The organism is Alcaligenes sp. SJTW-7 (genome assembly GCF_047716895.1).
GTDB classification, from domain to species: Bacteria; Pseudomonadota; Gammaproteobacteria; order Burkholderiales; family Burkholderiaceae_B; genus Alcaligenes; species Alcaligenes ammonioxydans.
The window spans coordinates 3389643-3403475 of record NZ_CP136682.1; the positions used below are offsets into that span (position 1 = coordinate 3389643).

The 13833-nt window shown below is 52.6% G+C and carries 13 protein-coding genes; 2 read left to right on the plus strand and 11 right to left on the minus strand.

What is annotated here, in order from left to right:
- Positions 1 to 238 precede the first annotated feature (238 nt).
- Both RSQ48_RS15345 and RSQ48_RS15350 read left to right on the plus strand, forming a co-directional pair.
- Positions 239 to 1285: an LPS O-antigen chain length determinant protein WzzB gene (locus RSQ48_RS15345; protein WP_219235193.1), complete on the plus strand. Its 1047-nt coding sequence runs from the start codon at positions 239 to 241 to the stop codon at positions 1283 to 1285.
- Positions 1286 to 1346: 61 nt separating this feature from the next.
- Positions 1347 to 2618, plus strand: a complete 1272-nt coding sequence (locus tag RSQ48_RS15350; RefSeq protein ID WP_415301958.1) for a sugar transferase — start codon at positions 1347 to 1349, stop codon at positions 2616 to 2618.
- Between the two features lie 6 nt (positions 2619 to 2624).
- Here the strand turns inward: RSQ48_RS15350 and RSQ48_RS15355 are convergent, their stop codons facing one another.
- The 11 genes from RSQ48_RS15355 to RSQ48_RS15405 form a co-directional block, all read right to left on the minus strand.
- Complete coding sequence (locus RSQ48_RS15355; protein ID WP_301606029.1) at positions 2625 to 3431, minus strand: glycosyltransferase; 807 nt, start codon at positions 3429 to 3431, stop codon at positions 2625 to 2627.
- Positions 3431 to 4621 carry an O-antigen ligase family protein gene (locus tag RSQ48_RS15360; RefSeq protein ID WP_415301959.1) on the minus strand — a complete coding sequence of 397 codons (1191 nt, stop codon included), beginning with the start codon at positions 4619 to 4621 and terminating at the stop codon, positions 3431 to 3433. Before RSQ48_RS15360 ends, RSQ48_RS15355 begins: the two co-directional genes overlap by 1 nt.
- Entirely contained in the window at positions 4618 to 5721 is a 1104-nt protein-coding gene (locus RSQ48_RS15365; protein WP_415301960.1) for a hypothetical protein, read from the minus strand. Before RSQ48_RS15365 ends, RSQ48_RS15360 begins: the two co-directional genes overlap by 4 nt.
- A 42-nt stretch (positions 5722 to 5763) precedes the next feature.
- On the minus strand, positions 5764 to 6888 hold the full coding sequence (locus RSQ48_RS15370) for an N-acetyl sugar amidotransferase (RefSeq protein WP_336579953.1): 1125 nt from the start codon (positions 6886 to 6888) through the stop codon (positions 5764 to 5766).
- Positions 6885 to 7646: an AglZ/HisF2 family acetamidino modification protein gene (locus tag RSQ48_RS15375; protein ID WP_415301961.1), complete on the minus strand. Its 762-nt coding sequence runs from the start codon at positions 7644 to 7646 to the stop codon at positions 6885 to 6887. Before RSQ48_RS15375 ends, RSQ48_RS15370 begins: the two co-directional genes overlap by 4 nt.
- A complete protein-coding gene (hisH, locus tag RSQ48_RS15380; protein ID WP_219235206.1) occupies positions 7643 to 8260 on the minus strand; it encodes an imidazole glycerol phosphate synthase subunit HisH in 618 nt (205 codons plus the stop codon). The genes RSQ48_RS15375 and hisH overlap by 4 nt, the downstream gene beginning before the upstream one ends.
- Complete coding sequence (locus RSQ48_RS15385) at positions 8257 to 9504, minus strand: lipopolysaccharide biosynthesis protein (RefSeq protein ID WP_219235208.1); 1248 nt, start codon at positions 9502 to 9504, stop codon at positions 8257 to 8259. Before RSQ48_RS15385 ends, hisH begins: the two co-directional genes overlap by 4 nt.
- A gap of 39 nt (positions 9505 to 9543) precedes the next feature.
- Positions 9544 to 10638 (minus strand): DegT/DnrJ/EryC1/StrS family aminotransferase, encoded by a 1095-nt coding sequence (locus tag RSQ48_RS15390; protein ID WP_219235210.1) that lies wholly within the window; start codon positions 10636 to 10638, stop codon positions 9544 to 9546.
- On the minus strand, positions 10635 to 11225 hold the full coding sequence (gene wbpD, locus RSQ48_RS15395; RefSeq protein WP_219235212.1) for a UDP-2-acetamido-3-amino-2,3-dideoxy-D-glucuronate N-acetyltransferase: 591 nt from the start codon (positions 11223 to 11225) through the stop codon (positions 10635 to 10637). Before wbpD ends, RSQ48_RS15390 begins: the two co-directional genes overlap by 4 nt.
- Positions 11222 to 12169 (minus strand): Gfo/Idh/MocA family protein, encoded by a 948-nt coding sequence (locus RSQ48_RS15400; protein WP_219235214.1) that lies wholly within the window; start codon positions 12167 to 12169, stop codon positions 11222 to 11224. The genes wbpD and RSQ48_RS15400 overlap by 4 nt, the downstream gene beginning before the upstream one ends.
- Positions 12170 to 12401: 232 nt before the next feature.
- Entirely contained in the window at positions 12402 to 13289 is an 888-nt protein-coding gene (locus RSQ48_RS15405) for an O-antigen ligase family protein (RefSeq protein ID WP_415301962.1), read from the minus strand.
- Positions 13290 to 13833 lie beyond the last annotated feature (544 nt).

The window sequence follows — 13833 nt, forward strand, 5'->3', positions numbered from 1 at the left end:
CATTCACTCGGTTAGTCCCCCTCACACTGCCCTGACTGTACCGGCCAACTTGTAACACATTGGGTTTTTTATTTGATATGCCTGACCAAGGAGCCGGTATTACTGTTTTATAAGGCCCCTACTTCAGAAAAAAGCTCGTTAAAAAATTTCGAAAATAAACGTTTTAAACCCATTGAGATTAGAATTGAAGGTTGAGATCTTCAGTTCAGCGAAACGTTGACTATCATCCGGAGAATGCGTGAACACTGTTAGCCAGAACCCTGAAGCCAATACAAGAAACATTAGTCTGAGCGATCTAATTAGGCTGTTTTGGAAATCAAAAAAAATAATTCTAGCAGTCACTCTGCTGTGCACCTGTCTTTCCATTGGCTATTTGGTGTTGGTACAACCCACCTACCAAGCCACCACGCGAGTGCTGCCTCCTCAGGCAAGCGATTTGGCCGAGTACGTCGAGAGCGTGAATACGATAGACACGGGCATTTCCGAGAAAGACACTCCACGTCCACTGGACTCCGCGCATGTTTACGGGATTTTCTACACCAACCTCAAATCAGACTCGATCAAAAATAAATTTTTGACGCAATACTACCTTCCTTATTTTGCGCCCAAAGATGAAGTCGAGACCGAGCAGGTTGCAAAGCGTCTGGACAAATCCTTGAGTATTACAGGCTCTACGGCAGAGGGTGGCGGCCTGAACGTTTCCATTAAAGCGAAAGATCCAAAACTGGCGGCTCAGTGGGCCAATGACTATACACAACTTGCCGTACAGGCTACTCATGCCGAGCTGCTCAAGAACCTGCAAAGTGAGATCAGCGCAAAAAAACAAAGCACCGAAAACCGGATAGCAACGCTACGTCAGCTGGAGCAGGACCTTCAGAACCTGAAAATAGGGCGCCTTCAGGACGCCTTGACCGTGGCCAAAGCCATGGAACTGGAAGCGCCGATGCCAGGCACAACTGTCATCACGCTGGACAACAGCCCCGGCAATGAAAACAGCTTTATGCGGGGGACACGATCGTTACAGGCCGAGATAGACGTGCTTAGCAAGCGCAAGGATCAGGACGCCTACATTGCCGGCTTGCCCAAACTGCTGACTCAGCAGGCCTTGCTGCAGACCCTCAACAGCAATCCCGAGTTCTCGGTAGCCCGCATCGATATGGCTGCACAGCCACCGTATGAGCCCATCAAGCCAATCAAACCCTTGGTCTTGCTGATAGGGATTATTTTCGGTCTATTCCTGGGGATGTTTGTTGTACTGATTGTCAGCACAATCAGAAATGATTGAAAGCTGCTGTTTGCCACCGCGCTCGCACGTAGCCTTTCACTACCATATACGACCGTAGGATATGAATACCTTACCTAGCCGCCGCTTTCAGAAAAAACACGAGCAAATCCTGCTCTCTTCGCCATTCCTGCTGTTTGTAGGCTGGCTGGTTTCCGTTGCCCTGCCCACTGCCCTGCATTGGGGCTTGAACGGCTTGCTGACACCCGATCTGGGCCAGAAAACGGCCTTGATCGTGGCCTCCATCGCCTTTGTCATTTGCCACTTTGTGGTTCGCAAGATCAACACGTCCTATCCGGGCGGACAGTCGAGCATGTTCATTGCACCGCAAGTCATCACCATTTACGTGCTGGTTGCGCTGGTCTCCCTGCTCTTAACGCTGAACCTGTCTCGCTTTATCCTGCTCACGAGCGGTGCCTGTGCCTTGCTCTGGTTTTACCTGGAGCATTTCAGCACGCAAAAATATCGCCGCTTAAAGCTGGCGATTATCAAAGGGGGGATGAGCGATCATTTGTTTGAGCTGGACAATGTTGACGCTCGAGAGCTGACAACACTGGATTTGCAGAACGTTCGATATGATGCGGTGGTGGCGGACTTCAACGACCTGAGCAAAGACGATGAACGTTTTCTGACGCAATGCGCGCTCAAGCGCATTCCTGTCTATGACGCCAGTCTGGTTTATGAGTCGCTTTCAGGGCGTGTGCGAATCAACCGCATGTCCGAGAACAACCTCGGAGCCTTGCTGCCCACCAAAGTCTACGAGACCACCAAACTGCTGATGGACCTGGGAATCGTCCTGCTGTCCTTACCGATCGTGCTGCCCATTGGTCTGATCACTGCCTTGCTGATCAAACTGGAAAGCCCTGGACCAGTTATTTATACCCAGCAACGCATTGGGCTGGGTAACAAGGAATTTACCATTTATAAATTCCGCAGCATGCGCTTTGATCGCGAGCAGCCCGAGCAGTTTGCGGGCGAGGACGACCCACGCATCACGCGTATTGGCAAAATCATCCGCAAGCTGCGTATTGACGAGCTTCCGCAGTTTCTCAATATCATCAAGGGCGAAATGAGCCTGATCGGCCCGCGCCCCGAACAGCCCAACTTTGTCAGGGCGTTCGACGAGCAGATTCCGTTTTACAACTACCGCCATGTGGTCAAGCCAGGAATTACGGGCTGGGCGCAAGTGCGGCAAGGTTATACGGATGATGCAGACGCCACCCGCATCAAGATCGAGCATGACTTCTATTACATCAAGAACTGCTCGACCTATCTGGATCTGCACATTGTCTTTCTGACCATCAAAACCATGCTCACCGGTTTTGGCGCCCGCTAGCCCAACTTAGCGCAGCAATTTCAGGTAAATATGCTCGCGCACGAAAGGCGGCAACAAACGGGCTGGGGTACGTTGCAAACAGTTGAGCAAAAAGCGTCCCAGACCAATAAAACCTAAAGAATAAAACGTATACTGCGCGGCAATTTCCTGCCGCGCGTAACGCCATCCACCCCGACGCCGATACATGGACAAATCGGTACGGGCACGCACCAGGGGCTGCTGAATATTCATCCCTTTTGCCCCCGAGAGCAAAAGACGCACCCACAAGGCGTAATCCTCGTAGAAATACTCATTCCCATAGCTGCCGCAACGCAGCACCGCTTCTTTACGGTACATCACCGTCATATGATTGAACGGGTTTCGTCGCTGCCCGTACTTCATGATTTCTTCATGGCTTTCGGGAGCGGCCCGATAACTACGGATTTGCTGCGGGTCCTCAGCAAACTCGGCAATTGATGAGCCGATAATATCGAGTTGTGGATCACGCTCCAACTGCTCAAGTTGACGTGCAAATCGCTCTGGCTCATTAATGTCGTCGGTATCGAAACGGGCCACCCAGGGATGGGTGCAATGCTGCAAACCTATATTTAACGCTTTGCCCAAGCCCACATTCTTTTCCAGCGGTACAAGCACCATCGGCAAGCGCGTGCGATAGCGCTCCACCAGCTCACTCAGCTCTGGGCGTACAGGACCATCCAGAACCAGCACCACCTCATCAGGTTGGCGGGTGGAGTTCACGACACTGTCCATCGCCTGCTCGAAATTGGAGGCCTTTTCACCGTTGTACAAGGAAAGAAGCAAAGAAAACTGCATTAGGAAGCCTTAGAGTGAGTAGCAGTCAAAGGCAAGGAAGCCAATGCCGCCAAAGCAAACCAGATATAGGGATACAGATAGCTGCGGGCAGCCACGATGCCGAACAAGCAGAAAAACAAGACCGCCAGCACGGATTGAACATGATGCTGCCGTATGGCGCCAAACACCCCGCTCATGAGCCCAGCCACGATAATGCCAATCAGCCCCAGCGCAGGGCCAACCCCGTAAGCACTTAGAAACGAGAGATAATTATGCGCATAGTTTCCCGTCACCCCCGTGGCCACGACATCGTACATGTAGCGGCCCAAGACCCAGTTACTGCTTAAAAAATCCAGCTCCTGGCGCATCAGCTCCAGACGGCCAGACAAGGACGAGTCGTTCTCAAAAAGAAAGAGCCTGACCATGCGGTGTTCCGGTCCGAGCAAATCAACAAGCCACGGCCCCAGGGCAACCAGTAACAGCGCCGACAACAAAAACACAAAGATGGCGGCCACTTTGTTCCTGACAAACATGACCGCCACACAGGCCAGCACGAACGCCAGAAAAGAAAAGCGGGAGTTAAGGAAAAACAGAACCCAGAAACTGATAACAAACAAAACCACAAAGTGGCTACGCTGCCGGACAGAGACCAGCATCAGCAAGGCCACAATTGCATAGCAATCGGACAAGGTCAGATAGATGCTGGCTTCCACAATATTTTTATGAAAATCCTGCCCGATATATATGTAGCTGAAGATATAAACCACGCTGGAAAATACCCAGCTGAATTTCACCGTGGCAACGACACCCCGGGACTGCTCGGCATACCATTTTCCCAGCAGCACCAATAGCAAAGGCGCCACCCCGGTATTGGAAAAGTACCTGGACAGGGTCCACACATCGACATGTTGCAGCAAGCTGGAAAACTGCACAGCCTGGATCAGCAACACCCACATCAATAAGATTGAGACCGCGACAAACAGCGGCTTTCCCCTGACCTCTCGCGCACGGAATGCCACCTTGCTGACTAAAAGGGTCAGCAACAAGCCCACGCACAGTAAATACAGGACGCTGACATTGATCCTGGGAAAACCAAACATCGTTTCCAGAAATTTCCACACGGGGCCAAACGCAAAGAAAGCAAAGAAGGAGACCTGCGCCACCAGACGGTAAAGCGCATCAATTTCAATGCGTAATGGTTCCGAGTTCATGAGTACCTTGCCTTTTCCTGTTCGGTCAGCGCCCGGGCCAAGCCCTCCAGCAAACTAGTCTTGGCAATATAAGCCTGGGCCGCCTGACTGACTTGCGCCCGGTCTGACAAACGCACAGCGTGTGCGTAGTCTAATAGCGCAGCCATGTCCACAGGCCCTTGGCAATAAAAAGGGAAATCCCGATCAAAGACATCCTGATGCCCCGAATACACCGGCAAACCGAGCATAAGATACTCCCGCACCTTCAAGGTGCAGGCTTGCAACATGCCTTTTCGATTCAAAGCGAAAGAGCTCAGCCCGACCCAACAGCGCTGCGCCAGGGCGGAAATCTCATCCGCACTCAAGGTTCCATGCAACACGATGCGTGGATCGTTCTGGCATCGAGCCAGATCCGCTTCAAACACAACGCCCACAATGTGCAAACAAAAATCTGCCTGACTGCGCTCCAGCGCGTCCAACACCAGATCCAAGCCGTGCCAGTCATAAAAATGGCTGGCCACAAACAAGAACTCGGGCCGATCCTGACGGTGATCCGCCATGACCTGGCCGGTGTACATCACCCCATTGGGGTAGGTGTAGGTATATTTTCCCGCTTGTCCGGCGCGTTCCGACTCGTAGGCACTGAGCTCAGGGGTCACGCCAATCACCCCCGCGGCGCGGCGAATTGACCAGCGCCCCAATACCGACTCGGCATAAGAGCGCAATTTGCCCAACACCCCGCCCCCGGCCAGCTCATCAAGTTCTTTCGTGTGATGCACTAGATAAACGGGCTTGGGACAGGTGCGGATAAACAGATACTGGAAGGGGTCATGAACGCTATGGCGCAAGACAAATACATCAATATCGTGCTGCGCGCGCAGCCAACGCAGATAGCTGAGGCGAAATGCCACCCAGGCCCAGGCCAGCCGCCACTTGCTGCGGCCATCAACCTGCACCCCCGAATCCACCCGGATCGAGTCAGGAATCCGGGCATCAGGCGCCGAAAACGCCCGCGTGCGCCAGGGCAAACCCAATTGATCTGCTGCCTGCTGCTCCCAGGTCATCTGAGCCACAATGCCATTGACCGGACGCAACAGCATCGCAGAGTGTAAAAACCGCATATTCAACCTTTATCTGAAACCTTGCGCCTATACACCACTGGATCAGGAGCGACCGAGCACGCGTTTATACAACTTGGCCATCCATTTCCAACGCGCCAGATCACTGGGGTAGTAGTCATGAGCCACTGCCGGAGCCTTGATGTAAGCCTCCAGCTGTGCGGGAGTCCAACCCATTTTCTTCAGGAAATACTGCTTGTCCTCTTCCAGCTCCCGTTGACTGTGATAAGGAATTTTTTCCAGGTCGGCCAAGGCCTCATCCCGGCTCATTTGCCCGGTTACGATCAGAGTGCTCATGTGCACGCGTCGTTTATCCACCCCAAACTTCTCGGGCAGGATGTAGCCCTGGTAAAAGCGGGTGAAAATCGACTCATAATGCTTGTACGGGTAGGGCTTGTAGGAATAACGCTCCTGCAATTGCTGCATGGCGGAGAACTTGTTGAACTCCATCAAGTCCAGAATGGAAACCCAGCGGATTTTCTGTAGGACGGCATAGCGTATGTACTCGCCAATGCCAAACAAGGGAAAGGTTTCGATTTTGACATCGCTAAAACGCTTGGCGATGCTGCGAATATTTTTCTTGTCGAACTTGAACCAGTTCCAGCTCTCGGGAATCTGCATTCCCTCTGTGGCCTCATTGGTCCCGGCCAGCAAATGCTTCAGGCCATATTTAGCCGCCTGCTGGTAATTCACCGCCGTCATCGCGTTGTCGTATAAAAGCTCGATATCGACAACATTGGCATCAAAAAATGCCTGCATCAGCTTGCGGTACTCATGCCAATCAATCACATGGGTATACAGATCCACGCCCAGACCATTGATCAGGTTCTCAATATTGTTCTGCGCGAGTTCGGAGTTCCAGCCATTATCCATATGCACAGCCAGAGGACGCAATCCAAGCTCAACGGCCTTGACCAGCACCCAGGAGCTGTCTACCCCGCCTGAAACCCCGACAATGCAGTCATAAGGCTTACCTTTGCCCTGCGCCTTGACCTCGGCCACCAAGGCCTGCAAGCGTCGCTCTTTTTCTTCCGGTGCCAGCCCCAACGTGTTCTTGGTGCCTGCCTCCAGGTCCGTGCAGTAGTTGCAGACGCCATCACTGTTGAAAACAATGTCGCGTGCGCTGGTGTCCATCACACAGCGCGTACACACCTGGTAATGTTGATTCATTCAATATCATCCAAAGAGTCAAACTCGGCCCGTTTCGGGTAATTGATCAATACCGCACGGTGTGGGCCTTTGAATACAAACATGGCGCCGGCCGCGACGGCCGAAGCACCGGCCTTCAATGCCAGGTTGAAATCGTCCATCGAACGAGCTCCGCCCAGGGCCACCACGGGCACCGGCAAGCGGCTGGCGACCGAATGGATCAAATCCAGATCGTAGCCGTCCATCATGCCGTCATGGTCTACTGCGCTCAAGAGGATTTCCCCTACTCCCGCATCAACCCGTTCAGCCAAATAATCGTAAATAGGGCGGTTCAGCAATTTACCCGACTGCGAACTATACAGCTTGGGCTGCTTGAGCCAGTTTTTTTTAATATCAACACCCAACACCACACTTTGCTGGCCATACACCCGGGCAATATCCTGTATCAAGCGCGTATCGTTCAGCACAGCCGATTGCAAACTGACCTTCTCAATGCCCAGATCAAAAATCCGCTCGACCTGCTGCATGTTCTGGATACCGCCCCCGTACGTCAAGGGCATAAAGCACTCTTCGGCAAACAGGCGCACCACATCCAGATCAGGCGTGGTACCTGCGCTGGAGGCGCCGATATCCAACACGACCAGCTCATCGACCTCCTTCTCGTTGAAGATACGAATTGCGTTGGTCGGGTCGCCCACGTATTTGGGATCTTGATAGCGGCGGGTTTTAACCAGGCCCCCATTTTTCAAAGACAGGACAGGAATAACACGTGGCTTCATGCGGTCTCAGCCATAAAGTTCTTCATCAAACCAAATCCAAACTGGTGACTTTTCTCGGGGTGGAACTGGACGCCCATGACGTTCTCGCGCTGGAAGGCGGCCACGAACGTGCCGCCATAGTCGGCTGTCGCCAAGACATCCTGAGCACAAGCGGCCTCGACCTTGTAGGCATGGACAAAATAAAAGCGATGACGGCGCTCGCCTTCCTGCAGCAAGGGGTTGGGCTTGGCAATATCCACTTCCGACCATCCCATGTGGGGGATCTTCAAGGGACGTTCGGGCGTGCTTTGAAAGCGCCGTACCTGGGCATCAATCCAGCCAAGACCGGGCAAGGTGCCTTCTTCGCTGGCACGACACATCAACTGCATGCCCAGGCAGATGCCCAATACGGGCTTTTTATCCTGCAGGGCATAGTGCTCCAGAACAGGCAAAAACCCCCGATCGTGCAATTGCTGCATACCGTGGTCAAAGGCCCCCACGCCCGGAATAATCAAGCGCTCAACGGCCATGACCTCCTGCGGGGCAGACACCTTGCAGGCCTCTCCTCCCAGCTTTTGAATCATTCGGATGACCGAATTAATATTGCCACAACCGTAGTCCAGGATGCCGATCATAAACTTGCTCGCTGTTTGTGCGATTCACCACAACTATATCGATACGAAATGGCCAGATACACCACGTACAGCAAGGCGTAGGACACCGAGTAAATGAGGATCGCCGCAGACTCGGTACCCACGTAACTCAGCACTCCGTAGGTCATGGCCAGCAGACAGATCTGCCATATCAGATCGACTTGTTGTTTGTTAAAAATATATATTACGTAACTTAACGGGCTGGCGATGAAACGCAAGGTAAACATCGGGACCAGCAATACGCTCATCAAGCCTGCGGGGCGCCACTCTTCACCAAAGGCAATGGCAAAAACGGGCTCCGACAAGAAGTAGGCGCCAATGGCAAAAATGACGGACCCGGCGCCCAGTACCCAAAACGTACGTACGTACTCGTGGCGGCACTCGCCGCGCTCACGAAACGCCATCGATGCCTGGCGTTTGAAGACATCCAGAACCGCCTTGCCAAGAAACGACAAGGGCAACCCCAGCACACGGATCACCAACGCCAGATAACCGGCGCTCTCTGCCCCAAAACGATAGGCCACAATCATGACGGGCAACTGGATTGCCAAGGCATTGATAAAGTCGGCGGGTAAGGAATATGCCAGAAACTTCCGATGGCGTCTGGCATAGGCCTGCATCAATGGTCGCCAGCGCCGTATCCAAGCCATCGACACCGGCAATAGCCACATGCCATAGGCCTGCGCCAGCAGCAAACCCAGCACATACGACACCGCCAGCGCCGTCGCGGTAGGCCAAATGAACCCGGCGGCAATCTGCAACACCACCACAAAAATCGACTGGGCCACTCGCATCATGTTCAATTGACGAAAGCGCCCTTCTGCTGCTGCCCAGGATTGCCAGGCCTGATTCAATGCGAACAGGGTGGCACAAGGCACCAAGACAAGTAACAGCATCAAGCTGTCAAAGTAGTTGTAGCCGGTCAGCACATGCACCAAGCCCAACACAAGCACTACCAGTATGGCTGCCAGCAGAGTCGTGGCCAGAACGGCAAACGCAGCGGCATTACGAAACCGCCCATCCCGCTCCAAGGCCAGCGACACCTCCAAGCGTCCCGTCAACGCTGTCGATAAAATAATGACAATCCCCAACCAGGCGGAGAACAGACCAAACTGGCCTGGCCCGAATTGGCGAGCAATCAGCAAAGCGCCCAGCACAGGAATTACCTGAGCGATCGCCGATCCAGTAAAGACGGAGAGTACGGTTTTCCAGTAACTATTTAGCATAAAAATGGCTGCGGAATTAAGCCGCAGCCTTAAACGAGATTAAAGCGGTACGCATGCCTGTAGCGCTTGGACGATGTGATCCATATCGTCGTCTTTCAGGTAAGGCCCCATGGGCAGACTCAGGACCTCGGTGGCGATCAGGTCGCCCACCGGCAGCACCGCATCCAGATCCTGCACGGCGGGCTGTCTGTTCAAGGGGATAGGGTAATGCACAGCAGTGGGCACACCCGCTTTGAGCAAGCTTTCCTGTACCTGGTCGCGCTGTTTGACCCGGATCGTGTACTGGGCATACACGTGACGGTTGTGGGGCTCCACAAAAGGCGTGCTCTCGATGCCAATGGCCTGCAGGCTGGTTTGATAACGCTGGGCCACGCGCTGACGCATCTCCAGCTCTTCAGACAAAATCGCCAGTTTGGGCAGCAAGATCGCCGCCTGCAACGTATCAAGACGACTGTTGATGCCGATGCGGATGTGATGGTAGCGTCGATCCTGTCCATGACGGGCAATCTGGCGCATTACTGTTGCCAGACCTTCATCATTGGTGAAAATCGCCCCGCCGTCCCCGTACCCTCCCAAGGGCTTGCTCGGGAAAAAGCTGGTACAAGCAATCGTCGTCAGGTTACAGGAGTAGCGTCCTTTGTAGGTTGCGCCAAAACTCTGGGCAGCATCCTCAATGACAGCCAGGCCGTGCTTGGAGGCAATCGCATTGATAGTGTCAAAATCCGCGCACTGACCATACATGGACACCGGAATAATCGCTTTCGTACGCGGCGTGATCGCCGCCTCCAGCAAAGCGGGGTCCAGGTTGTACGTCAGCGGTGCCACGTCCACATAAACTGGCTTGGCGCCCAACACGGCCACCGTCTCCGCGGTCGCCACATACGTAAAGCCGGGAGTGATCACCTCGTCACCGGGCCCTACACCCAAAGCCATCAACGCAATTTGCAAGGCATCCGTGCCATTGGCACAACTGATGCAATACTTGGCCTGTACGTAATCGGCCAGCTTTTCTTCCAGCTCTGCCACCTCTGGGCCAAGAATATAGCGACCATGCTGCAAAACCCGCGCAATACCTGCATCAATCTCAGACTTGATGCGCATTTGCTGGGCATGTAGATCCGTAAATTCAATCATTGCTGTTGGACTTCCCGTTTAATCAAACGATCATTGTGCAGCTCATAGATAGCTCCTGAATGCGGGCAGACGCACTGTCCAGTCCCCTTCACAGGCAAATCCAGCTGCTCTCCAAATTCACTCATCCAGCCTTTCTGACGGGCAGGCACACCCAGCATCAAGGCGTAATCGGGCACATCCCTATTGATCACTGCACCTGCCCCCACAAAGGCAAACTTGCCTATGGTGACCCCACAGACAATCGTGCAGTTCGCCCCCAATGTCGCCCCGGTGCGCACCAGTGTGTCACGATACTGATCCTTGCGCTCAATAAGAGAGCGTGGATTATAGACGTTGGTAAAGACCATGCTGGGGCCGCAGAATACGCCTTCTTCCAAGGTGACGTTGTCGTAGACGGAAACATTGTTCTGAATCTTGCAGTTGTCCCCTATCAGCACCTTGTTGCCAACAAAAACATTCTGGCCTAACGATACCCCCGCCCCGATCCTGGCACCTGCACAGACATGCACAAAATGCCAGACGCGTGAACCCGGTCCGATCTGTGCGCCTTCATCCACAATGGCTGTTTCGTGTTTGTAATAGCTCATTTTTTCAGGAAGGGGTGGTAATCACCCTGCAAAGGCATGATGTCTGCGGTGCGAATAAACTGCACAGTCGAGATTGCAGTGCGATTTTCTTCCAGACCAAAGCCACGGCCAGCCAGAATCTCTTCGTAGCTGCGCGTGTGCAGGTCGGTAAAGCCACCCGAAAACTCGATTTCCTCGCCATCTACCGTGATCGAGCGGAACGTGCGCATGCCTTTTTCCTGGGCCGATTGAGGCACGTCTTCCACGTCAATAGACAGGAACCAGCGCACCCGTGCGTTTTCATATTCCAGAAAACCCGCTGCCTTGCTATCCGTACGGGTATGCACCACATTACGTTGCAGATCGCCAAAAATAAAATGCAGCATATCAAAGAAATGCACGCCAATATTAGTGGCAATACCGCCCGATTTTTTCACATCGCCTTTCCACGACTGGTGATACCAGTTGCCACGAGAGGTGATGTAGGTCAAATCCACATCGTATTTATCTTTTTTGTTTTTGTTGTTTAATACTTTTTCCCGCAGTTCGATAATCGCGGGATGAACACGCAATTGCAAAATTGTGTTTACTTTACGTCCCGTATCGCGCTCAATATCCAGCAGGCCATCGATATTCCAGGAATTGAGCACCAGAGGTTTCTCACAAATGGCATCCGCACCGGAGCGCAGAGCAAATCTCATGTGAGAGTCATGCAGGTAATTGGGCGAACAGATGGACATATAATCGACTGCTTCACCCGTTTGTGCACGACTGAGCTTGTCGATATGACGATCAAAGCGTTCGAACTCTGTAAAAAAATGAGCGTCGGGAAAGTGGCTGTCGATAATGCCTACCGAGTCATTCGGATCCATAGCAGCAACCAGCACGTTACCGGTTGCCTTGATCGCCTGCATATGACGAGGTGCGATGTATCCACTTGCACCAATGAGAGCAAATTTCTTCATGTTTCCTAGTGTTTCTTAAAAAATTTAAAAGCCGATGTCTTGACTCTGGCTAACGATAGGCAACTCTACACTTTACCGAAATATTTTTAATATTTTTTTAAATTGTGCTTAAAAATATAACTGCAAAACAATAGAACCACTTAATTACTGTCAGTTTTAAAAGGATGCACTTTCCGCAAAAAACCGCTTATACAGCACCATCAACCCGCAGGCAAAACCTACCATAAAACGTTCAAGCATTTCCAACAAGCAGTACAGCACGACGACGCTGATGCATCAAAGCCATCAGAACCGCCAGAGACATCAAAAAGAACAATAAAGTATTATTGCGAATCAACATTATTTGCGTTTGCCCGTAAATAATATAGCCGCCTATCAAGCATAAACCGCCCAGGGCATAACTGCGCAATACTGAATCCGCATGGCGGATATATGACAGAAAATACCATGCCGCGCTGAACATCATCAGCAGCAGGGACAACAAGGCCAGCCCCCCATACAGCATCCAGACTTCCAGAAAAGTATTATGGGTATTGGCCAAGCCCGCAGGTACTGCTCCAATCAAGCCTGCTTCCCGCTTTTCTTTCAGCGTCTGGCGAAACTGAACTTCACCGATACCCAGCAAGGGACTGTCGTCAATCGCGTCCCATGCCGCTTCCCAGATCGCAAACCTGGCCCCCAGAGAGCTATAGCTACTGGCGCCGTTGGCCTGGTATTCGGACAAGTCTGTATAAACCTGTGCCACACGGGTTTTGACAAGGGGAGATTGATACGCCAAGACGCCGGCAGCCGTACCGAGCACGGCCAGGACAATGACACAGGCCATCGCATTGCTGCGTCGCAAATATGCCAGCAAAAACAGAAGAACAAATAAAGGGATGGCTACCCAACCACCACGCGTACCCGAGTAGTAAGAGCCCAGCAGGCCACAGAGCATGCCGACGGCCAGGAGCACCAGCCACAGACGGCGATGGGGATGGGGGTGGGGGTTACTGATTACCCAGCACAAGGCCACACCCAGCAATACCGCCATAGTCAACGACAGATTTCCAAACTGAATGGCCCCGGTAAAGCCAAAGGCCTTGAACTCACCGACTTGCCACATTTTCCAATAGGCCACAGCCAAACCGCTGACCGCTCCCAAGAGCAAGCCAGCCCATAAAGCCCCCGGCTTAGGTGGAAAACGACACAAACATAGAATCAATAATGCGCCGAGAGCAAATTTGACCGGGACCTCAAAGCTGCGCGCATAGCTACCGTGCCAGACTGTCGCTCCTATACTGATGCCCGCAAAAAGCAGCATGCAGATCCCAATAAGCTTTTCCTGTTTTTCCAGGGAAAGAGCTGACAACGCAGGAATTTTCCACAGTGCAAAAAGGGCCAGCGCCCCCATCGCGTACGAATACAGATCCTTGGTGGACAACAGGCTTGCATAGAACAAGAACACAAGCCCCGACGTCAAACGGTTGCCTGGACCAGTCAAAAGAGAGGGAAGAGTCATATGCGACGAGACGAAAAAAACCTAAAGCGACGGTAAACGATACTCGTACTGACTGGGACCAGGACACTTTCGGGCGGGTCTGTCCTGCCAAGCAAATAAAAGCGACGTAACAAATTATAATCGCCGTAACACCCGGCGTGCCGTTCAAAGAGAGCAACTAACC